This window comes from Streptomyces sp. NPDC097129, from assembly GCF_055668065.1.
The window spans coordinates 142,453-163,734 of record NZ_JBVOQE010000010.1 but is presented as its reverse complement, the minus strand read 5'-3'; the positions used below and the strand labels follow the sequence as shown (position 1 = coordinate 163,734).

The window sequence follows — 21,282 nt, the reverse complement described above, 5'->3', positions numbered from 1 at the left end:
CAGGCCAGGGTACGAGGGCGGCGGCGTGCCGCGAAAACCGCTGGGCGCCGGGCGCGGCCCTGGGCAGGATGGCGGGCATGCCTGACCTGACGCGGCCGGTCCTGCCCGCCGGCACCTTCTCCCGCATGCCTCAGCCCACCATCCCGACCGGCGACGGCCTGGTGCTGCGTCCGTGGCGCGCCGAGGACGCCCCGGCCGTGTACCAGGTCTTCCAGGACCCTGCGATCCACCAGTGGCACATCCGCTCCGCCGACTCCGAGGAGGAGGTGCACGGCTGGATCGCCGAGTGGCAGCGGGCCTGGGCGGGGGAGCGCACGGCGCAGTGGGCCGTCGCCGCCCCGGCCGCCGGCGACCGGCTGCTCGGCCGGGTCGGGCTGCGCCAGATCGAGCTGCTCGACGGCGCCGCCGAGGTCGCCTACTGGACGCACCCGGCACACCGCGGCCGGAGTGTCGCTGCCCGCGCCGCGAGGGCGCTGGCCCGCTGGGCCCTGGACGAGATCGGGTTCGAACGCCTGGAGCTGCTGCACGCGGTCGGCAACGAGGCGTCCTGCCGGGTGGCGGACAAGGCCGGCTTCGCGCTGGAGGGAACGAAGCGGCGGGCCCTGCTCCACCCCGACGGCTGGCACGACATGCACCTGCACGCGCGCGTACGGGGGGACTGACCGGCGTCGCGGAGCCTGCTGTCCGGATCACCCGGCGTCGCGCGGGCCCTGCCTCCGGATCACCCGGCGTCGCCAGAGGCACCTCCGTCTGAGCCGGACAGCCGGCCCGCTCCGGAAGGCGGGTCCCCCGCGGCCGTCGTTCAGGCGGCGGGTGCGCCCTCCTGCTCGGCCTCCACCCGGGCGTTCCACTCCCGCTTCGAGGCCTGCCAGCCGTCCTCGTTGTGGCCGAGGCGCCAGTAGCCGGAGATCGACAGGTCCTCGCGCGGGATGCCGAGGTCCACGCGCAGCAGCCGGCGCAGCTCCTTCACGCCGGCCGCCTCACCGTGCACGAAGGCGTGCACCCGGCCCTCGGGGAACTTCAGCGCGCGCACGGTTTCGACGAGCAGCTCGCCGACCGGTCGCTCGCCGCGGTGCAGCCAGACGACGTCCACGTCGGAGTCGATCTTCTGCTCCTCCTCGGCCCCCGCGACCTCGATGAACGCGTGCGCCACGGCGCCGTCGGGCAGCGCCTCCAGCGCGGCCGCGATGGCGGGCAGGGCGCTCTCGTCACCGGCGAGCAGATGCCAGTCGGCGGCCGGGTCGGGGGCGTAGGCGCCGCCGGGGCCCATGAAGCGGACGGTCTCGCCGGGCTGCACCCGGGTCGCCCACGGGCCGGCCAGGCCCTCGTCGCCGTGGATCACGAAGTCCAGGGTGAGCTCGCGGTGTTCGGGGTCCCAGGAGCGCACGGTGTACGTCCGGGTCACCGGCCACTGCTCGCGCGGGAACTCCTCGCGCACGCGCTCCATGTCGAAGGGCTCGGGATAGGTCACGCCGTCCGCCGGGAAGAGCAGCTTGACGTAGTGGTCGGTGCAGGTGTCCGCCTCGAAGGCGGCCAGGCCGTCGCCGCCGAGCACCACGCGCTGCATGTGCGGGGTGAGCCGCTCGGTGCGGACGACGCGCGCGGAGTGCACCCTGCGCGGCTTGCGTCCCGGACGTTCTGCCATGACGGCCTCCCTCTTCCCCATGCTTAGGCTTACCTAAGCTAGCACCTCGCCGGGGTGGACACCCGTCACACCGCCAACGTGGTCAGCAGCCGCTGCAGGGACCCGCCCAGCCCCCAGCGCCCTGCCAGCTCCTCCAGTGCCGCCGCGTCGCGCGGGGTGTGCGGCAGTGCCGTGTCGACGTCGGGCAGCGGGACGTCGCCGGCGACCCGGACCACCTTCGGCGCCACCGCGAGATACGGCTTCGCCTCCGTGAACCGCTTGCGCTGGGTCGGGGTGAGCTTGGCGCGCGGGTCGTCCACGGCCGCCAGGATGCCGGCGAGGTCGCCGAACTCGGCCAGCAGCTTGGCCGCCGTCTTCTCGCCGACGCCGGCCACGCCCGGCAGTCCGTCGCTCGGGTCGCCGCGCAGCAGCGCCAGATCCGCGTACCCCTTGCCGTCGACGCCATACTTCTCGCGCAGCCACGCCTCGTCGGTGAGCTGCAGCGTGCCGACCCCCTTGAGCGGGTACAGCACGCGCACGTCCCTGGCGTCGTCGACGAGCTGGTAGAGGTCGCGGTCGCCGGTGACGATGTCGACCGGTCCCTTCGCGCGGGCGGTGAAGGTGCCGATGACGTCGTCCGCCTCGTACCCCTCGACGCCGACGCGGGCGATGCCGAGTGCGTCGAGGACCGCTTCGATGACCGGGACCTGCGGCGACAGGGTGTCCGGCACCTCCTCCTCGTCGGGCCCGCTCTCGTGCTCCTCGGCGACCCGGTGCGCCTTGTAGGAGGGGATCAGCTCGACCCGCCACCGCGGCCGCCAGTCGGCGTCCATGCAGGCCACCAGGTGCGCCGGCCGGTGGTCCTTGACCAGGCGGTCGATGAATTCGAGCAGCCCGCGCACGGCGTTCACCGGCGTGCCGTCCGGGGCCTTCACGGAGTCCGGGACGCCGAAGTAGGCGCGGAAGTACAGCGAGGCGGTGTCGAGGAGCATGAGTCGTCCGGTCACGCTCGCATCATGCCGTACGGCACTGACAGCGGCCGCCCGGCGCGCAGGGTGCAACGCGTTGCGCCCCTTAGTGACCTGGCCCACTTGTGCGTTTGCGGTCGGGGAATGGGGGGAGGGGCGCCTTCGGAGCGATCCCGGTTGCGCGTTCAACCTTTGTGTGATGCATGCGAGACCCTCGCTCCGTCCCCTGCCGTCGAGAAGAGAAGGTCCGCGTGTCAGCCAGGCTTGAGGCCGAGCACCTCTACAAGGTGTTCGGCAGACGACAAGATCAGGCGGTGGAACGGCTCCGTGCGGGAGCAGACCGCGAGGAGCTGCGCGCGGACGGCACCACGGCCGCCGTCATCGACGCGTCCTTCACCGTGGACCCCGGCCAGATCTTCGTCGTCATGGGCCTGTCCGGCTCCGGCAAGTCGACGCTGCTGCGCATGCTCAACGGCCTGCTGGAGCCCACCGCCGGCCGCGTCCTCTTCGACGGCCAGGACCTGACCTCGCTCGGTGGCAAGGAACTGCGCGAGGTGCGCGCCAGGAAGATCAGCATGGTCTTCCAGCACTTCGCGCTCTTCCCGCACCGCAGCGTCCGCGAGAACGCCGCCTACGGCCTCGCCGTCCAGGGAGTGCCCCGCGCGGAGCGGAACGAACGCGCCGCCGAGGCACTCGCCCTGTGCGGTCTGGCCGGCTGGGAGGACTCCTGGCCCGACGAGCTCTCCGGCGGCATGCAGCAGCGCGTCGGCCTCGCCCGCGCCCTCGCCACCGACGCCGACCTGCTGCTGATGGACGAGTCCTTCAGCGCCCTGGACCCGCTGATCCGCCGCGACATGCAGGACCAGCTCCTCGAACTGCAGCGCACCCTGAAGAAGACCATCGTCTTCATCACCCACGACCTCAACGAGGCCATGCGCCTGGGCGACCGCATCGCCGTCATGCGCGACGGCCGCATCGTGCAGAACGGCACCGCCGAGGACATCCTGCTGCGCCCCGCGAACGACTACGTCGCCTCCTTCATCCAGGACGTCGACCGCTCCCGCGTCGTCACCGCCGGCGCCGTCATGGACACCGACGCGCTGCGCGGCGACGAGGCCGACTGCGGCTGCCCGACCGCGACGCCCGACACGCCGTTCACCGAGCTGTGCGCCCTGTCCGCGCGCCTGCCGCACCCGGTCGCCGTCCTCGACGCCGAGGGCGCCCTCGTCGGCGTCGTACCGCGCCGGCGCCTGGTCGCCTTCCTCGGCGACGCGGAGGGCGACCCGGCCACCTGCGACAACCGCCGGGACAAGGGCGGGGAGAAGGTGATGGCCCGTGCCTAGGATCCCGCTCGGCAACTGGGTCAACGACGCGGTCGACTGGCTGCTGAACCACGTCTCGTGGCTCTTCGACTTCTTCAAGACCGTCTTCACCGGCGCCTACGACGGCATCGACGCCGTCCTCCAGGCGCCCCAGCCGCTGCTCCTCGCCGGCATCTTCGCCGTGCTCGCCTTCTGGCTGCGCGGCACCCTCGCCGGTGTGCTCACCTTCGTGGGCTTCGCCTTCATCGACTCGCTCCAGCTGTGGGACGACGCGATGGTGACCCTGTCGCTGGTGCTCGTCGCCACGCTGATCGCGCTGGTGATCTCGGTGCCGGTGGGCATCTGGGCCGCCCGTTCGGACCGGGTGAGCAGCCTGGTGCGGCCGGTGCTGGACTTCATGCAGACGCTGCCCGCGATGATCTACCTCATCCCGGCGATCCTCTTCTTCGGCACCGGCGCCTCCGCCGGCATCGTCGCCACGCTGATCTTCGCGCTCGCCCCCGGGGTGCGCATGACCGAGCTGGGCATCCGCCAGGTCGACAAGGAACTGGTGGAGGCCGCCGAGGCGTTCGGCACCACGCCCCGCTCCACGCTGCTGCGGGTCCAGCTGCCGCTGGCGCTGCCTACCGTCATGGCCGGAGTCAACCAGGTCATCATGCTCGGCCTGTCGATGGCCGCGATCGCCGGCATGGTCGGCACCGGCGGCCTCGGCGGCGACGTCAACGAGGCCATCGGCCAGCTCAACGTGGGCCTCGGCTCCGAGGCGGGCGTGGCCATCGTCATCCTCGCGATCTACCTCGACCGCATGACGGGCGCGCTCGGCACCCAGGTCTCCCCGCTCGGCCGCCGCGCCGCCGCACGCGCGCGTGCCGCCACCGGCCTGAAGATCTGGTCCTACCGGCCCCGCCCGCAGATCGCCGTCATCGGCGTCGTGATCCTCGGCCTGGTCGCCGGCGGCATGGGCCTCTTCGGCGGCAAGGGCGCCGCGACGGCCGTCGCCGACGGCAAAGACGTCGGCCAGGGCAAGAAGGTCACCATCGGCTACATCCCCTGGGACGAGGGCGTCGCCTCCACCTACCTGTGGAAGGAGATCCTCGAACAGCGCGGCTACCAGGTGGAGGCCAAACAGCTCGACGCCGGCCCGCTCTACACGTCCCTCGCCTCGGGCACCGTCGACTTCCAGACCGACGCCTGGCTGCCGACCACCCACGCGCAGTACTGGAAGAAGTACGGCTCGCGGATCGACGACCTGGGCAGCTGGTACGGCCCGACGTCGCTGGAGCTGACCGTCCCGGCGTACATGAAGGACGTCGACACGCTCGCGGACCTCAAGGGCAGGGCGGGCGAGTTCGGCGGGAAGATCACCGGCATCGAGTCCAGCGCCGGCGAGATGGCCCTGCTCAAGAGCAAGGTCCTCAAGGAGTACGGCCTGGACAAGGAGTACAAGGTCGTCGACAGCTCCACCCCGGCCATGCTGGCCCAGCTGAAGCGGGCCTACAGCAAGAAGGAACCGATCGTCGTCCCGCTCTGGTCGCCGCACTGGGCGTACAACGACTACGACCTGAAGAAGCTGAAGGACCCCAAGGGCGCCTGGGGCCAGGGCGACGGCCTGCACACGCTGGCCCGCAAGGGCTTCGCGGGCGACAACCCCGTCGTCGCGCGGTGGCTGAAGACCTTCAAGCTCGACGAGAAGCAGCTCACCGGCCTGGAGGCCCAGATCACCAAGGCGGGCAAGGGCAAGCAGCAGGACGCCGTGCGCGCCTGGCTGAAGAAGAACCCGGGCCTCGTGGACAAGCTCGCCCCGGTCCAGAGCGCCCAGGCCGCCGCCGAGACCAAGCGGCCGGTCGACGTGGCCTGGTTCCCCTGGGACGAGGACATCGCCGTCACCCACCTGTGGAAGCACGTCCTCGAACGGCGCGGATACCGGCTGAACCTCAAGCAGATGGACGTCGGCCCGGTCTACACCGGCCTCGCCGCCGGTGACCTCGACCTCAACTTCGACGCCTGGCTGCCGTACGCGCAGGGGAACTACTGGGACAAGAGCAAGGACCGGCTCAAGGACCTCGGCACCTGGTACCGGCCGACCTCGCTGGAGATCGCCGTGCCGTCCTACGTCAAGGGCGTGACCTCGCTTCAGGACCTCAAGGGCAAGGCCGGGACGTTCGGCGGGAAGATCATCGGCATCGAGCCGGGCACCGGCGAGATGAACCTGCTCAAGACCAAGGTGCTGCCGGGCTACGGCCTGGACAAGGAGTACAAGGTCGTCGACGGCTCCACCCCGGCGATGCTCGCCGAGCTCAAGCGCGCCTACGCCAAGAAGCAGCCGGTCGCCGTCGTCCTGTGGTCGCCGCACTGGGCGTACAGCCAGTACGGCCTGACCAAGCTGAAGGACGACAAGAAGCTCTTCGGTGAGGGCAACACCATCCGGACGATCGCCAACGAGAAGTTCCCCGAGCAGTACCCGCAGCTCACCCGGTGGATCAAGAACTTCCGGATGAGCGAGGCGGAGCTGGGCAGCCTCGAGGCCGAGATCAACCGGCTCGGCCAGGGCCACGAGGACGACGCCGTCACCGCCTGGCTGAAGCAGCACCCGGACGTGGCCGACCGCATGACCCAGCAGTAACCGAATCACTGCGACCGCACCCCCGAGGGGTGGGCCACCCACGCCACCTGACCGCGTGGGAGGGCCCACCCCTCGGGTCATGTCCGGCCGGCCCCGCAAAGATCCGGCCAACCACACAGCGCCATGCCACCGCCTGAACCCGGGCGCCGGATGCGGGAACACCCGGGGCGGCCGCCGCATTGAACATGACACGGGGGGCGGCGGTACGCCGAACGCCCCATCCGCCGACCGTCCGGGCAGGTGATCCACTGGCGCGAACCATCAGGTCGGAGCCCACCCCGGGGGTCCTCGTTGGGGCGGCCGCATGAAACGGTTTGCCGAACATGCGTAGGGTGCAGAGAACTCAAGCGAAGACGTGCACCCGCCGGCCCGGACCCACCGAGTGGCGCGACGATCGGGACGACGAGCGGAGGAGGGAGCCGGAGCGATGGGCGACCACAAAGAGCAGCCCCTGCGGGTCGGCGCTGCCGTGCGGCGGCGTCGCCGGGCCCTGGACCTCACCCTCGCCGTCGTGGCCGAGCGCAGCGGCCTGTCGGTGCCCTTCCTCAGCCAGGTCGAGAACGACCGGGCGCGGCCCAGCCGCAGCTCCCTGGAGAAGGTGGCCGACGCCCTGCGCACCACCGCGGTCGAGCTGCTCGCCGCCGCGGACCCGGCGTGCAGCGTCGACGTCGTACGCGCCGAGGACCTCGAAGCCGGGCCGGAGCCGCACGTGCGGTCCCTGGTGCGCGGGCACCACCAGATGCACGCCTCGGAGTTCCTCGGCGACCACGACGCCGGCCGCGAGTTCCAGTACCGCAACGACCAGTTGATGTACGTCGCCGACGGCGCCGTCGAGATCGAGGCCGAGGGCCGCGCCTACCGGCTCGGCCGTGGCGACACCCTCTATCTGACCGGCGGGGTGCGGCACCGCTGGCGGGCGACCGTGCCCGACACCCGGCTGATCGTCGTCGCCGTCGCCGAGCACATCGAGGCCGTACGGGACCGGCCGGGCCGGTGAGGGTCGTCTCGCTGGTGCCGTCGCTGACGGAGGCCGTCGCCGCGTCCGCGCCCGGCGTCCTGGCCGGCGCCACCGACTGGTGCACCCACCCCGCGGGCCTCGATGTCGTGCGCGTGGGCGGCACCAAGAACCCGAAGGTCGAGCGGATCGTCGACCTCGCCCCCGATCTGGTCGTCGCGAACGAGGAGGAGAACCGCGCCGCCGACCTCGGCGCGCTGCGCGCCGCCGGCGTCGAGGTGCTGGTCACCGAGGTGCGCGACGTGCCGCAGGCCTTCCGGGAACTGGACCGGGTCGTCGCGGCCTGCGGGGTGCGGCACCGGCCGCGCTGGCTGGACGAGGCCGAGGCGGCGTGGCGGACGCTCCCGGAGCCGGCCGCCCGCCGCAGCGCCGTCGTGCCGATCTGGCGCCGGCCCTGGATGGTGCTGGGCCGCGACACCTTCGCCGGGGACGTCCTGGCCCGGCTCGGCGTCGACCAGCTGTACGCCGGGCACGCCGAGCGCTACCCGCGCGTGCCGCTTCAGCAGCTGCGGGCGGCCGGCCCGGATGTCGTCGTACTGCCGGACGAGCCCTACCGCTTCACCGCCGAGGACGGCCCCGAGGCCTTCGGCGGGCTCCCCTGTGCGCTGGTCAGCGGACGGCACCTGACGTGGTACGGGCCGTCACTGGCCGAGGTGCCACGGGTACTGGGCGCGGCCCTCGCAGCAGCTCACCCCTGAGCAGCCCCCGGACGGTGCCCGCGGCGGCGGCGAGCCAGGCGGCGACCAGCAGGGCGTACAGACCGAGCGTGAGCACGTCGAAGGCCGCGAGCCCGGTGTGCCGGGCCAGTGCCTCCGCGCCGGTGACACAGGTGCCGACCGGGAAGGTGAACGCCCACCAGGTCATCGAGAACCCCATGCCGCGGCGCCGGGCACGCACCACATGGGCGCCGGCCAGGCACAGCCACAGCAGCGCGAACCCCATCACCGGCACGCCGTACAGGACGGCGAACGTCCCGAAGCCCGTGCCGGCCGGCCCCGGTATCGCCTCCGGTGCGATGTCGGCGAACTTGCCCACCGCGGTCGTGGACTGGCCGAGCGGCCCCAGCACCAGGAACAGCGTCGGGGTGAGCGCGAGCGGCAGCGGCCCGCCGAGCGTGCGGGCGAACACCAGCGGCAGCACCAGCAGGACCGCGAGCAGGCTGAGGCCGAACAGGGCGACACAGGCCAGAAGCAGGGTCTCGCGCGGCTGTCCGGGCGGCAGATGCGGTACCAGCAACGGCCCGGCCGCGGCCGCCACCATGGGCCCCACGAGCGGCAGCAGCCATACCGGTGTGGCCTCCTGCGTCTGCACGCGATGGTGCACGGCCATGAGGTACGGCACGGCGACCGCGGCCGCCAGGGCGACGGCCGTACCGGTGGTGAACAGCACGGTGTCCAGGGCGATCGCGGCCGTCGTGCCGATCCAGGAGCGCCCCACGGTCAGCGCGCCGGCGCCGACGGAGAGCAGGGCCATCGCCAGGCAGCCGTAGAAGGGGGCCATGGCCGCGTCCAGGAGGTGGGTGCGGGCCTGGCCGGGATGGTGGCGCCAGTGCAGGGCGCGGGCGCAGAGCAGGAACAGCAGCAGTGCGAGGGCGAGCGCCCACAGGGCCGTGCAGGCCGTGTGCAGGCCGGGGAGGTGGACGGGGAGGGCGACGCCGGCCGTGGCGAGGACGGCGGTGCCCATCACGGTGGCGTACCAGTTGGGCCCCAGGTGCCGGACTGCGGTGATCATGACACCACCGTGCCCGGAGCGGACGCTCCCCACCAGGGAGGCTGTCTCTATGAGGGCATAAGCTGGGTTTATGGCAGAGGTGAGCGGGAGCGAGAGCGGGGCCCAGTCGCCGGGCGGGCCGCTGGCACACCGGGTACCGGATCTCGGCGCGCTGGAGCTGCTGCTGGCCGTGGCGCGGCTGGGCAGTCTCGGCGCCGCGGCACGGGAGCTGGGCATCACCCAGCCCGCCGCGAGCAGCCGTATCCGCTCGATGGAACGCCAGCTGGGCGTGGGCCTGGTGGACCGCTCGCCGCGCGGGTCGCGGCTGACGGACGCGGGGGCGCTGGTGACGGACTGGGCGCGGCGGGTCGTCGAGGCCGCCGAGGCCTTCGACGTGGGCGCGCAGGCGCTGCGGGACCGGCGGGACTCGCGGCTGCGGGTCGCGGCGAGCATGACCATCGCCGAGTACCTGCTGCCCGGGTGGCTGATCGCGCTGCGCACGCGGCGGCCCGGCACGGCGGTGTCGCTGCTCGCCGGGAACTCCGCGGTGGTCGCCGAACGGCTGCTGGCCGGGGAGGCCGACCTGGGGTTCGTGGAGGGGCTGACGCTGCCCGGCGGCCTGGACTGCGCGGTCATCGCCCACGACCGGCTGATCGTGGTCACGGCGCCCGGGCATCCGTGGGCGCGGCGCAGGCGGGGGGCCGTCTCCGCCCAGGAGCTGGCGGACACGCCGCTGATCCTGCGGGAGACGGGGTCGGGGACACGGCAGGTGCTGGACGCCGCGCTGGGCTCGCCCGCGGTGCCGTTGATCGAGCTGTCGTCGACGACGGCGGTGAAGGCGGCGGTGGTGAGCGGGGCGGGGCCCGCGGTGCTGAGCGAACTGGTGGTGGGGGAGGAGCTGGCCTCGCGGCGGCTGGTGCGGGTGCCGGTGGAGGGTGTGGCGCTGGCCCGGGCCCTGCGGGCGGTCTGGCCGGCGGGACACCGGCCGGCGGGACCGGCGCGCGAGCTGCTGTCGCTGACCCGGTCGCCGTCCCGGCCGGGGGGCTGACCGAGCACCCGGGCGAAGTGGGGGCCGGGGGCGCTGCCGCCCGCGCGTCAGCGGCCTGAGGCGAGGGCCGGGGGTGCTGCCGCCCGCGCGTCAGTGGGCCTGAGGATACGGCCCCCACGTTGCCGTAATGGCGTGCTGCCGCACCTTTGGGGCGTCACCGTCGCCGCGGGCGCCACCTCGGTCGGAGTCACCGCCCTCGCCCGACGCGCCGACGCGCCGACGCGCCGTCAGGCCAGGAAGCCCCGTAGCAGTGCCGCCGTGCCCGCGCAGTGCTCGCGCATCATCTCGCGGGCGCCGTCCGCGTCGCCGTCCAGGACCGCTTCGACCAGTGCGGCGTGCTGGCGCTGGGAGTGCTCCAGGTTGCGCACCAGCAGCGGGATGCAGTCCAGCAGGTCGTTCACCGTGGCCCGTACCGCCGCGTACTGGGCGGTGAGCGTGGCCGAGCCGCTCAGTTCGGCCAGCGTGAGGTGGAGCAGGGTGTCGCGGCGGCGGTAGTCCGCCAGCGGTGCGTCCTGCGTGGCCGCCAGCGCCGCGCGCAGCCGCTCGGCCCCGTCCGGCGTCAGACCGTGCTGTGCGCACAGGCCTGCCGCGCCCACCTCCAGCACCTCCCGGAAGCGCAGCACGTCCTCGATGTCGGCCTCGGCGATCCGGCGGCGCAGCTCGTCCTCGCCGCCGGCGTCGGCCGCCTGGGGGCGCGGCAGCACGAACGTTCCGCCATAGCGGCCGCGCCGGGCCTCCACCAGCCCCTGGTCCTGGAGGACCTTCAGCACCTCGCGCAGCGTCACCCGGCTGATCCCGAGCCGCTCCGCCAGCTCCCGCTCGGCGGGCAGCCGCCCGCCCGCCGGAACCAGCCCGAGCCGGACCACCTGGAGGATCTGCTCCAGCGCCTCCTCGAAGCCGTTGCCCGCCCGCACCGGCCGCAGCAGCGGCGTGAGCCGGTCCGGCGCCTGAAGCGGCCCGCTCTCCCCCTCCGTCCGCGCCATCTCGCCGCGTCCCCTTCCCAAGCAAAGGTCAACAGCAATACCTTATGGCTTTCGGTGCCGGACGAGAACGCCTGCAGCAGCCCGAGGAGGCTCTCCCGTGGCAGACCGCACACCCCCGCTGAGCATCGAGGAGCTGCACGCCCTCGTCGCGAGCGGCGACCTCGACACCGTCGTCCTGGCCTTCCCCGACATGCAGGGCCGGCTCCAGGGCAAGCGGTTCGCCGCCCGCTTCTTCCTCGACGAGGTCCTCCACCACGGCACCGAGGGCTGCAACTACCTCCTCGCCGTCGACGCCGACATGAACACGGTCGACGGCTATGCCATGTCCTCCTGGGACCGGGGGTACGGCGACTTCGCCCTGCGCCCCGACGTGCGGACCCTGCGGCGCATCCCCTGGCACCCCGGCACCGCCCTGCTGATCGCCGACCTCGCCTGGGAGGACGGCGCACCCGTCGCCGCCGCGCCCCGGCAGATCCTGCGCCGCCAGCTGGAGCGGCTCGCCGGTCTGGGATACACCGCGCAGGTGGGCACCGAGCTGGAGTTCATCGTCTTCCGCGACACATACGAGCAGGCCTGGGACTCCGGTTACCGCGGCCTCACCCCCGCCAACCAGTACAACGTCGACTACTCCATCCTCGGCACCGGACGCATCGAGCCGCTGCTGCGCCGTATCCGCAACGAGATGGCCGGCGCCGGGCTGACCGTCGAGTCCGCCAAGGGCGAGTGCAACCCCGGCCAGCACGAGATCGCCTTCCGCTACGCCGAGGCCCTGACCACCTGCGACCAGCACGCCCTGTACAAGACCGGCGCCAAGGAGATCGCCGCCCAGGAGGGCGTCTCGCTCACCTTCATGGCCAAGTACAACGAGCGCGAGGGCAACTCCTGCCACATCCACCTCTCCCTCGCCGACACCGACGGCCGCAGCGTCATGGCCGCCGACGGGGGCGGCATGTCCGACGTCATGCGGCACTTCCTCGCCGGACAGCTCGCCGCGCTGCGCGAGTTCTCGCTGCTGTACGCGCCGAACATCAACTCCTACAAGCGGTTCCAGCCGGGCTCCTTCGCGCCGACCGCCGTCGCCTGGGGCCACGACAACCGCACCTGCGCCCTGCGCGTGGTCGGCCACGGCCGCTCCCTGCGCTTCGAGAACCGCCTGCCCGGCGGGGACGTCAATCCGCACCTCGCGGTGGCGGGCATGGTCGCGGCCGGGCTGTACGGCATCGAGCACAAACTCGACCTGCCCGAGCCCTGCCCCGGCAACGCCTACGCCGCCGACTTCGCTCATGTCCCGGCCACCCTGCGCGAGGCCGCCGAGCTGTGGGAGAACAGCGCCCTGGCCAAGGCCGCCTTCGGCGACGAGGTCGTCGCGCACTACCGCACCATGGCCCGCGTCGAACTGGACGCCTTCGACGCCGCCGTCACCGACTGGGAGCTGCGCCGCTCCTTCGAACGCATGTGAGGCCCTTCTGAGCCATCGGTCCCACGGATCGTCTCAAGACCGAGAACGTCTTTGTGGACGTCGGAACCTCCGGCGCGTACGTCACGTCCCGGTCAGGGAGGAAACGGTACGGTCCGGGCGTATGCGACAGCTCCTCGCGTGGACCCTGGCCGCGGCCGCCGTCCTGACGGCCGCGCCCACCGCCGCACATTCCGCCGCCCGTCCCGCCGGCCGCGCCGCCTGCCCCCGCCTCACCGGCTCCTGGTACGGCGACAACCGCGCCCACCTCCAGCAGGCCATCGACGAGCGCGGCACCTGCGCCGGCCGGCCCGGCCGCTCCCGGCCGGTCGCCGTGTTCGACTGGGACAACACCGTCGTCAAGAACGACGTCACCGACGCCACCCTCGGCTGGGCCCTGCGCCACGACGCCCTGCTGCGCCCGGCCCGCTGGAAGGACACCAGCGCCTGGCTCACCGACACCGCCGACCGCGCCCTGACCCGCGCCTGCGGCAGCGGCCCGGCGGGCGTCCCGCTGCCCACCTCCCGCAACGCCCGCTGCGCCGACGAGATCCTCGCCCTGCGCGAGACGGGCACCACGATGAGCGGCGCCCCCGCCTTCGCCGGGAACTGGGACCACCGGCGCACCGTCCCGCAGTACGCCTGGGTGCCGCAGCTCTTCACCGGCCGCACCCCCGCCGACCTCGCCGCCTACGCCGAGGCGGCCCGCCGCGAGGCACTCGCCGCCCCCGTCGGCGCCACCCGCAGGATCGGCACGCACACCCTGCCCGCGTACGTCCGCTACTACGACCAGCAGCGCGACCTGATCCGCACCCTGCGGCGGGCCGGTTTCGAGGTCTACATCGTCTCCGCGGGCTCCGAACCCGTCACCGAGGTGTGGTCCCGCGGCGTGGGCGTCGACGCCGCGCACACGATCGCCATCCGCTCCGTCCTCGACCGCCACGGCCGCATCACCCCCTGGACCGAGGGCTGCGGCGGCGTCCCGGCGACCCGCGGCGCCGTCATTCCGTACATCGACGGCAAACGCTGCTGGGTCAACCAGGAGATCTACGGCGTCCACGGCCCCGCCGCCTGGCAGCGCCGGCCCTGGCCGCAGCGCCCCGCGATCGCCGGCGGGGACGCCGACACCGACGTCACCTTCGTGGCCGACGCGACGGCCGTGCACCTCGTGATCAACCGCAACAAGGCGGAACTGATGTGCAGGGCCTACGACGACGCCGACGGACACTGGCTGGTCAACCCGATGTTCCTCCAGCCGCTGCCCCGCCGCGCCACCCCCTACCCGTGCGCCACGAGCGCGTACACCGCGCCCGACGGCACGCCGGGCCCGGTGCGCCGCAGCGACGGGTCGGTGGTGCCCGACCAGCGGGACACCGTGTACTGACCGTCAGGGCACGCCCTACAGTGCCGGGATGAGCATGACACCACCGCCCGGCTGGTACCCGGACCCGACGGCCGCGCACCTGGAGCGGTGGTGGGACGGCACGGCCTGGAGCGAGCACCGGCGCACCCGCCCGGCCCCGGAGCCGCCGACCGTGCCGGTGCACCCACAGGGCGCGCCGCAGCCGCCGGTGTTCCCGGCGCCGCCGGTGGCCCACCCGCAGCAGCCCGTGACGTTTGTGCAGCCCGCGGCCTCCCCGGGGCGCGCCAAGTCCGTCGCCCTCACCGTCGCCGGGGCCGTGCTGGTCGCGGCGATCGCCACCGGCGCGCTCCTGCTGGGGAAGGGCGGCAACGGCGGCGACCCGACCGCCGGGACGACCCCGCGGCCCGCCCCGACCGCCGCCACGGCGACGGACGAGCCGCCCACCCCCGAGCCGTCGTCCGCGTCGCCCACCGGTGACCCGTCCGTCGTCGTCGACCAGCTCAACGGCATCGCGCTGACCATGCCCCACGGCTGGGTGCGACCCGAGTTCGTCGCCGACGACTCCGTCGTCATGACCACGGACGGCACCTACGACTGCCCGGGCGACCCCGGGATGTGCCGGCACGGCCTGGTCACCACCCACACCGCGACCTCGACCGGCCTGGCCACCCCCAAGACGCTGGCGACGGCGGACATCGGCGAGGCGGCCGGGCTGGCCTTCGACGAGGACACCTTGAACCGGCGCCCCTTCGGCGGGATGACCGGGCACCAGGTCGTCGCCCAGGGCACGGTGGCCGTGGCGGGCCGCGCCGGGTACTACGTGCGCTGGCACGTCACCACCGCCAAGGGCCCCGGCGGCTACGTCCAGTCCCTCGTCTTCCCGTCCAGCACCGGCACCGAGGCACCCGTCGTCGTGCGCTACGTCTTCGACGCCGGCCAGGACGGCCCGCCGCTCGCCGACATGGACCGCATCACCCGCGGCATCCGGCCCCTCGGCGACGCGGCCACCGACGGCGGCGTGGGCAGCAGCATCGGCCCCACCCCGTGAGCCGGTGAGCCGTCACAGGAACGTGTGACCCTCGCCCCGGTACGTCGGCACGGTCGAGGTCACCCGGTCGCCCTCGATCAGGTGCAGCACGTCGAACCGCTCGCACATCTCACCGGCCTTGGCGTGCCGGAACCACACCTTGTCGCCGATCAGCAGATCGTCGGCCGGCGAGCCGAGCAGCGGCGTCTGCACCTCGCCGGGCCCCTCCTGCGGGTCGTAGCACAGCCCCTCCGGCAGATGCGGCACCGGCAGCCGGTCCGGACCTGCCGCGCCCGAGGCCGGGTAGCCGCCGCCCAGCACGGTCACCACGCCCACACCCGGCCGTCGCACCACCGGCTGCGCGAACAGGGCCGCCGGACGGCCGCTGAACGACGTGTAGTTGTCGAACAGTCGCGGCACGTACAGCCCCGACCCGGCCGCGATCTCCGTGACGGCGTCCTCGGCGGCCGTGTGCTGCACACTGCCGGTTCCGCCGCCGTTGACGTACTCCAGGTCCGGCACCAGGGCCCGCACCGCGCGCACCACCGCGGCGCGCCGCTCGGCCAGTTCACGGCGGGCGGCGGCCTGCATCAGCCGGATCGCCCGCGAGCGCACCGGCCGCCCCGCGACCGCGTCCCCGACCCCCGCGACATGCCCCTCGTACGCCATGAGCCCGACCACCCGGAAACCCGGCCGGCGCGTCACCGCGCGTGCCAGCTCGGCCAGCTGGGCGGGGGAGCGCAGCGGGGAGCGCAGGGCGCCGACCCGGACCCGGCCGCCGAGCAGCCGCAGCGAGGTGTCCAACTCCAGGCAGACGCGCACGACTTCCCGTCCGTCGCCGCGTGCCGCGTCGATCAGGTCGAGCTGCGCCACGTCGTCGACCACCACCGTCACCGCGGCCGCCAGCTTGGGATCGGCGGCCAGTTCGGCGAAACGGGCGCGGTCGGCGGAGGGGTAGGCGAGCAGGACGTCGTCGAAGCCGGAGCGCGCGAGCCACAGGGACTCCGCGAGCGTGAACGACATGACGCCGCTGAAGCCGTCCTTGGCCAGGACCCGCTCCAGCAGCGCCCGGCAGCGCACGGACTTGCTGGCGACCCGGATCGGCTTGCCTCCCGCACGGCGGAGCAAGTCGTCCGCGTTGGCGTCGAAGGCGTCGAGGTCCACGATCGCCACGGGGGCGTCGAGATGGGCGGTGGCCCGGTCGTAACGGGCCCGGTCGGCGGCGCGCGCAGTCATGACGGCAGCCTGCCAGACGGGATTACCGCAGGGTAGGGGGACGTTCCGGGCAGATGCCCCGGGGTCCCCGGACTGGTTCCCGTCCGGTCAGGTCCAACCCGTAGAGTGACGCGCAGCGCAGGCGAAGCGATGGTCCGGGGCCGAGGAAACGGGGGGTGCATGAGCACGGAGGCACGCCACGGCGCCCGGCCCCAGCCGGACCGCCCGGCAGCCGGCGGGACGGCCCCCGCGACGGGTTCCGCGTCCGGCCTCGGCTCGCATTCCGCTTCCGGTACCGGCTCGGGTTCCGCTTCCGACCTCGCCCCCGGTTCCGCTTCCCCTCTCTCCTCCGGTCCCGCAGTGACCGCGCCGCGCTTGCCGCTGCCGCTGCTGCGGCCCGGGGCGTCGGCCGACGGTGCCGCGGACGCTCCACCCCCGCCCGCGTCGGCCCGCTTCCCGGACGGCCCCCCTCCGCCCCCCGCGACCGCCCGTTTCCCCGACGGCCCGCCCACCATCGGGCGGGGCACGACCGGTGCGCGTGCGCGCGGACCGGTGCCGCAGGAGACCCCCGCGGAGACGACGGCCCGCCTGCGTCCCGTCCCCGCCGCCGACGCTCCGGAGGCCCCCGACGCGTCGGCCGGTCCCGGCCGGGCCCCCGGCGGCGCGGCTGCTGCCTCCGGTCCGGCGTCCGGCCTGACGCCGAGTGCTTCCCTTTCTCTGCCGGGACCCGCCTCGTCTGCTTCCGGTTCGGTGCCGGGTCCCGCCTCGTCCGCTTCCGCTTCGGTGCCGGGCCCTGCCTCGTCCGCTTCCGGTCCGTTCTCCGGCCCCCCGTCTTCGTCCGCTTCCGGTACGGCCGCCGGGACCGACCGGACCCGCCTCGGTTCGCCGGCCGGCGCCGACGATTCCGCCCGCTTCGGCTCGTCCGCCCGCCCCGGCTCCCCCCCGGAGGGTTCCGGATCCGCCGTGCTCCCGCCCGGCCCGGGCGTGCGGGCGCAGGACTCCCGCGCGCCCGGGGCCGGCCTCGGCGACACCGCCGCGTCGGCCGCGTACCGCGGGCGCGGGGACGGCCCCGGCCGGGACCCCTTCCCCGGATCCGGCACGGACCGCGCCGGACGCCTCCCCGGCGACGGCTCGCCGGGCCCCGCCACGCCGGGCCCCGCCACGCCGGGCGGCCCGCACTCCGGCGTTCCCGGCAGCCGCCGGAACCCCGACGCGCCCAGAAGCCCCGCCGCGCCCGGAGCTTCGGTCGGCCACGCCGCTCCCGCCACCCCGCCCGGAGCTTCGGTCGGCCACGCCGCTCCCCCCGCCGCGCCCGGAGCTTCCGCCGGCCAGACCGCTCCCCCCACCCCGTCCGGAGCGTCCGCCGACCACGCCCCTCCCGCCCCCGCCCCCTCGCCCGACCCTGCGCTGTCCTGGACCGCGGGGGGACCGGCGCGGCCGCGGGTGTCGTTCGGGCAGCCGGAGTTCTTCGACGACCGGCCCTTCGCCGGTTCCGCGCGGCTGCGGCGGCACTCCGTCGCGGCCGCCGTGTGTCTCGTGCTCGGCCTCGGACTCATCGGCGGGGCCGTCACCGGAGCCTGGCTGACCGGCGGCTCCGACGACTCCGGGAAGGCCGGCACGTTCACCGCGGCCGCGGGCCTGTGGCACAACGTGCCCGTCGACCAGCTCTTCCCGCCCACCGTGTCCGGCCCCGGCGCCGGCCCCGGCGGCGCCGACCGCACCTGGACCCGGATCGCCGTCGCCCCCGACGGCGGCTGCGCCGACGCCTTCGACCCGCTGCTGCGCACGGCACTCGCCCCGGTCGGCTGCGCCCGTCTGCTGCGCGCCACCTACACCGACGCCACCCAGAGCTACGTCACCACTGTCGGCCTGCTGTTCACCAAGGCCGACCCGGCCGGCATGCGGGCACTGAACACCCGCCTGCGCACCGAGGGCCTACGCACCCGCCCCGACCTGATGCCCCGTCCCTACGCCGCCGCCGGCACCCCGGCCGCCCGCTTCGGCGACCAGCAGCGCGCCGCGTGGACGATCACCGCGCTCACCGACGCCCCCGTCGTCGTGTACGCCGTCTCCGGCTGGGCCGACGGCCGCACCGTCGACGCCCCGCAGCCCGCCCCGGCCACCACGTCCGGCGCCACCACCGCCCCCGTCCAGGCCGGCCTCGCCAACGAGGCGGAGGGCCTCGCCGACCGCATCGAGAAGAACCTGCGCCACAGCGTGAAGTCGCCCACGGAGACGCCGTCATGAGCCGCCCCGCCACCGTCGCGCACGCGGGCCGCACGGGGCTGCTGGCCTGCCTGCTGGCCGGCTCCCTCGCGCTGCTGCCCGCCGCCCCCGCGCACGCCGACGGCATACGGGGCCAGCAGTGGGCGCTGGACGCCCTGCACGCCCAGCAGATCTGGCGCACCACGCGCGGCGCGGGCGTCACCGTCGCCGTCCTCGACACCGGCGTCGAGGCCGACCACCCCGACCTCGCCGGCAACGTCCTGACCGGCACCGACCTCGTCGGTTTCGGCGCGAAGGAGGGGCAGCGGCCCTGGGCGCGGCACGGCACCGCGATGGCCTCCATCATCGCCGGGCACGGCCACGGCCCCGGCGGCGCCGACGGCGTCATGGGCATCGCCCCGAAGGCGAGAATCCTGCCCGTCCGCGTGATCCTGGAGGACAGCGACCCCGACCGCGACCGGGCCCGCCGCACCCGCGGCAACGCGCTCGCCGAGGGCATCCGCTGGGCCGCCGACCACGGCGCCGACGTCATCAACCTCTCCCTCGGCGACGACTCCGCCTCCGCGCACCCCGAGGCCGGAGAGGACGACGCCGTCCAGTACGCCCTGAAGAAGGGCGCCGTCGTCGTCGCCTCGGCCGGCAACGGCGGCGAGAAGGGCGACCACGTCTCCTACCCGGCGGCCTATCCCGGCGTCATCGCCGCCACCGCCGTCGACCGCTTCGGCACCCGCGCCTCCTTCTCCACCCGCCGCTGGTACGCCACCGTCAGCGCCCCGGGCGTCGACATCGTCATCGCCGACCCCGACCACCGCTACTACCAGGGCTGGGGCACCTCGGCGGCCTCCGCGTTCGTCTCCGGCTGCGTCGCCCTGATCAAGGCCGCCCACCCCGGGCTGACCCCGGCGCAGATCAAGCAGCTGCTGGAGCAGACCGCCCGCAGCGCGCCCGTCGGCGGCCGCGACGACTCCCGCGGCTTCGGGTTCGTCGACCCCGCCGCCGCCATCAAGGCCGCCGCCGCCCTCGAGCCGGAGGGGCTGCGTTCGGCGGCCTACGGCGCACGGTACTTCGGCGACGGCCCCGAGGCCGCCCGCGCACAGGACGACACCAGCGACTGGGCGGCCCCGCTCGCGGGCAGCGTCGGGGGAGTGCTGCTGGTCGTCGCCGTCGTCCTGTGGCGGGGGCGGCGCCAGGAGTACGGCCGGCCGGGCCGGCGTGAGGAATACGGCTTGCGGGGCCGGCGTGAGGAGCACGACGCCCTGTGAACCCCGTCCCGGCCCCACCGCGTAGGGTCGGGACCGTGGCGAACAAGAACATTCCCGACTCCGGCTTCTCCGACGACGACGGCTCCGCCGACCCCCGGCTGAGCGCCGCGCTCGCCGCCTGGGCCGAGGACCGCACGGCCGTCGGACCCGTCCTGGCCGCGCTCAGGGGCGCCCGGCTGCTCGTGCCGGTGGTGGCCGTGCTGGGCGAGGTGGAGGAGGACGAGAACGGTCTGCGCCGCGAGAAGACCTCCGACATGGCCGTGCCGACCCTGAAGGCCGGTCACCGGACCGCGCTGCCCGCGTTCACCTCCACCGAGTCCCTGGCCCGCTGGGACCCGGCGGCCCGCCCCGTCGCCGTAACCCTGCACCAGGCGCTGCAGGCCGCCGCGCACGAGAAGGCCGACACGGTCGTGCTCGACCTGGCCGGGCCGGTGCCCTTCGAGCTGACCGGCTCCGCGCTGCTCGCGCTCGCCGAGGGCCGCACCAGCACCGACCCGCTCGCGGACCCGGCGGTCCTCGACGCCGTCCGTACGGCCGTGGCGGCGGAGCCGGCCGTGCTGCGCGCCCACCTCGGCCCAGGTCAGGCCGACGGGACCCTCGCCCTGGTCCTCGACCCGGCCGCCGCGCCCGCCGAGGCCGCCCGCGCGGTGGCCGGCCGACTGGCCGCCGATGAAACGCTGAGGGCCCGCCTGGTGCGCGGCCTCGACCTGGCACTCCTGCCGGCCGGAACCACGCCTCCGGGCGAGCCCCTGTACGTACGCGGATGAGCTGCTAGCCGTAGACCGGGCCGGTGTACTTCTCGCCCGGTCCCTGGCCCGGCTCGTCCGGCACGATCGACGCCTCGCGGAAGGCCAGCTGCAGCGACTTCAGGCCGTCGCGCAGCGGCGCCGCGTGGAAGGAGCTGATCTCGGTCGCGGACGCGTCGAGCAGACCGGCGAGGGCGTGCACCAGCTTGCGGGCCTCGTCCAGGTCCTTGTGCTCGTCCCCCTCCTCCGTCAGGCCGAGCTTCACGGCGGCGGCGCTCATCAGGTTGACGGCGACCGTCACGATCACCTCGACGGCGGGGACCTCCGCGATGTCGCGGGTCATCGCGTCGAAGTCGGGGGACTCAGGAGGGGTGTCACTCATGACCCACACGATAGGCCCCCGACCACGGCGGTTCGCACCACCCCCGGGCAGCTGCTAACCTTGTGTGACGACCGGCCGGACACGCACATGAGCAGGACCGTGTGTACGGCCCACAAGTGGAGGCTCCGAACTCCCACCTGACCGTCCTCCGGGACGGCGGGTCATCCGGTCAGACGGCCACCATCGTTCCGTACGGACGATGGAGTCGTCCGAAAGCGCGCCCCGCGATGTGTCGCGGCGGTGCTCCGGTAGTGCGAGGAGCCCCGCCTGTGATCGTCCGGGGCATTTTTTCTGCTTCGGCGCGGTTAGGTC

General features: G+C 74.2%; 18 protein-coding genes. 12 read left to right on the top strand and 6 right to left on the bottom strand.

The features are described from left to right. The first annotated feature begins 77 nt into the window (after positions 1 to 77). Complete coding sequence (locus AC0B9F_RS27215) at positions 78 to 662, top strand: GNAT family N-acetyltransferase (RefSeq protein ID WP_472007002.1); 585 nt, start codon at positions 78 to 80, stop codon at positions 660 to 662. Positions 663 to 802: 140 nt separating this feature from the next. On the opposite strand, the gene AC0B9F_RS27210 is transcribed toward AC0B9F_RS27215, so the two are convergent. Continuing rightward, positions 803 to 1,645 carry a siderophore-interacting protein gene (locus tag AC0B9F_RS27210; RefSeq protein WP_472006999.1) on the bottom strand — a complete coding sequence of 281 codons (843 nt, stop codon included), beginning with the start codon at positions 1,643 to 1,645 and terminating at the stop codon, positions 803 to 805. 65 nt (positions 1,646 to 1,710) lie between these two features. Next, positions 1,711 to 2,631 (bottom strand): 5'-3' exonuclease, encoded by a 921-nt coding sequence (locus AC0B9F_RS27205; protein WP_472006996.1) that lies wholly within the window; start codon positions 2,629 to 2,631, stop codon positions 1,711 to 1,713. A gap of 212 nt (positions 2,632 to 2,843) precedes the next feature. Here AC0B9F_RS27205 and AC0B9F_RS27200 point away from each other — a divergent pair, with 212 nt between their 5' ends. From AC0B9F_RS27200 to AC0B9F_RS27185, 4 genes are all read left to right on the top strand, one after another. Next, on the top strand, positions 2,844 to 3,935 hold the full coding sequence (locus AC0B9F_RS27200) for a quaternary amine ABC transporter ATP-binding protein (RefSeq protein WP_472006995.1): 1,092 nt from the start codon (positions 2,844 to 2,846) through the stop codon (positions 3,933 to 3,935). Next, a complete protein-coding gene (locus tag AC0B9F_RS27195; protein ID WP_472006993.1) occupies positions 3,928 to 6,537 on the top strand; it encodes an ABC transporter permease/substrate binding protein in 2,610 nt (869 codons plus the stop codon). The genes AC0B9F_RS27200 and AC0B9F_RS27195 overlap by 8 nt, the downstream gene beginning before the upstream one ends. Positions 6,538 to 6,964: 427 nt before the next feature. After that, positions 6,965 to 7,534, top strand: coding sequence for a helix-turn-helix domain-containing protein (locus tag AC0B9F_RS27190; RefSeq protein ID WP_472006991.1), 570 nt, complete (start codon positions 6,965 to 6,967; stop codon positions 7,532 to 7,534). Next, the gene (locus AC0B9F_RS27185; protein WP_472006989.1) at positions 7,531 to 8,250 is read left to right on the top strand and encodes a helical backbone metal receptor; all 720 of its coding nucleotides are present in this window, start codon (positions 7,531 to 7,533) and stop codon (positions 8,248 to 8,250) included. The genes AC0B9F_RS27190 and AC0B9F_RS27185 overlap by 4 nt, the downstream gene beginning before the upstream one ends. Here the strand turns inward: AC0B9F_RS27185 and AC0B9F_RS27180 are convergent. Next, the gene (locus tag AC0B9F_RS27180) at positions 8,162 to 9,283 is read right to left on the bottom strand and encodes a TDT family transporter (protein ID WP_472006987.1); all 1,122 of its coding nucleotides are present in this window, start codon (positions 9,281 to 9,283) and stop codon (positions 8,162 to 8,164) included. The two genes, AC0B9F_RS27185 and AC0B9F_RS27180, sit on opposite strands and share 89 nt — an antisense overlap. A gap of 70 nt (positions 9,284 to 9,353) precedes the next feature. On the opposite strand from AC0B9F_RS27180, the gene AC0B9F_RS27175 reads away from it, so the two are divergent. Beyond that, positions 9,354 to 10,310, top strand: a complete 957-nt coding sequence (locus AC0B9F_RS27175; RefSeq protein WP_472006985.1) for a LysR family transcriptional regulator — start codon at positions 9,354 to 9,356, stop codon at positions 10,308 to 10,310. 227 nt (positions 10,311 to 10,537) lie between these two features. Here the strand turns inward: AC0B9F_RS27175 and AC0B9F_RS27170 are convergent, their stop codons facing one another. Beyond that, the gene (locus tag AC0B9F_RS27170) at positions 10,538 to 11,293 is read right to left on the bottom strand and encodes a FadR/GntR family transcriptional regulator (protein ID WP_472006983.1); all 756 of its coding nucleotides are present in this window, start codon (positions 11,291 to 11,293) and stop codon (positions 10,538 to 10,540) included. Between the two features lie 97 nt (positions 11,294 to 11,390). Between AC0B9F_RS27170 and AC0B9F_RS27165 the strand changes: the two genes are divergently transcribed. From AC0B9F_RS27165 to AC0B9F_RS27155, 3 genes are all read left to right on the top strand, one after another. Beyond that, positions 11,391 to 12,752 carry a glutamine synthetase family protein gene (locus AC0B9F_RS27165; protein WP_472006981.1) on the top strand — a complete coding sequence of 454 codons (1,362 nt, stop codon included), beginning with the start codon at positions 11,391 to 11,393 and terminating at the stop codon, positions 12,750 to 12,752. A 121-nt stretch (positions 12,753 to 12,873) separates the two neighbouring features. After that, positions 12,874 to 14,133 carry an HAD family hydrolase gene (locus tag AC0B9F_RS27160; RefSeq protein ID WP_472006979.1) on the top strand — a complete coding sequence of 420 codons (1,260 nt, stop codon included), beginning with the start codon at positions 12,874 to 12,876 and terminating at the stop codon, positions 14,131 to 14,133. Positions 14,134 to 14,161: 28 nt separating this feature from the next. After that, positions 14,162 to 15,160 (top strand): DUF2510 domain-containing protein, encoded by a 999-nt coding sequence (locus tag AC0B9F_RS27155; RefSeq protein ID WP_472006977.1) that lies wholly within the window; start codon positions 14,162 to 14,164, stop codon positions 15,158 to 15,160. Positions 15,161 to 15,172: 12 nt separating this feature from the next. Here the strand turns inward: AC0B9F_RS27155 and AC0B9F_RS27150 are convergent, their stop codons facing one another. Beyond that, entirely contained in the window at positions 15,173 to 16,375 is a 1,203-nt protein-coding gene (locus tag AC0B9F_RS27150; RefSeq protein WP_472006975.1) for an amino acid deaminase/aldolase, read from the bottom strand. Positions 16,376 to 17,317: 942 nt separating this feature from the next. On the opposite strand from AC0B9F_RS27150, the gene AC0B9F_RS27145 reads away from it, so the two are divergent. The 3 genes from AC0B9F_RS27145 to AC0B9F_RS27135 are packed head-to-tail and all read left to right on the top strand — an operon-like array spanning position 17,318 to position 20,609. Then, on the top strand, positions 17,318 to 18,601 hold the full coding sequence (locus AC0B9F_RS27145) for a hypothetical protein (protein WP_472006973.1): 1,284 nt from the start codon (positions 17,318 to 17,320) through the stop codon (positions 18,599 to 18,601). Further along, positions 18,598 to 19,842, top strand: a complete 1,245-nt coding sequence (gene mycP / locus AC0B9F_RS27140) for a type VII secretion-associated serine protease mycosin (RefSeq protein ID WP_472006971.1) — start codon at positions 18,598 to 18,600, stop codon at positions 19,840 to 19,842. The genes AC0B9F_RS27145 and mycP overlap by 4 nt, the downstream gene beginning before the upstream one ends. Before the next feature lie 35 nt (positions 19,843 to 19,877). Then, positions 19,878 to 20,609 (top strand): SseB family protein, encoded by a 732-nt coding sequence (locus AC0B9F_RS27135; protein WP_472006970.1) that lies wholly within the window; start codon positions 19,878 to 19,880, stop codon positions 20,607 to 20,609. A gap of 4 nt (positions 20,610 to 20,613) precedes the next feature. Here AC0B9F_RS27135 and AC0B9F_RS27130 read toward each other — a convergent pair whose 3' ends face one another. Further along, positions 20,614 to 20,970, bottom strand: coding sequence for a DUF1844 domain-containing protein (locus AC0B9F_RS27130; protein WP_472006968.1), 357 nt, complete (start codon positions 20,968 to 20,970; stop codon positions 20,614 to 20,616). Positions 20,971 to 21,282 lie beyond the last annotated feature (312 nt).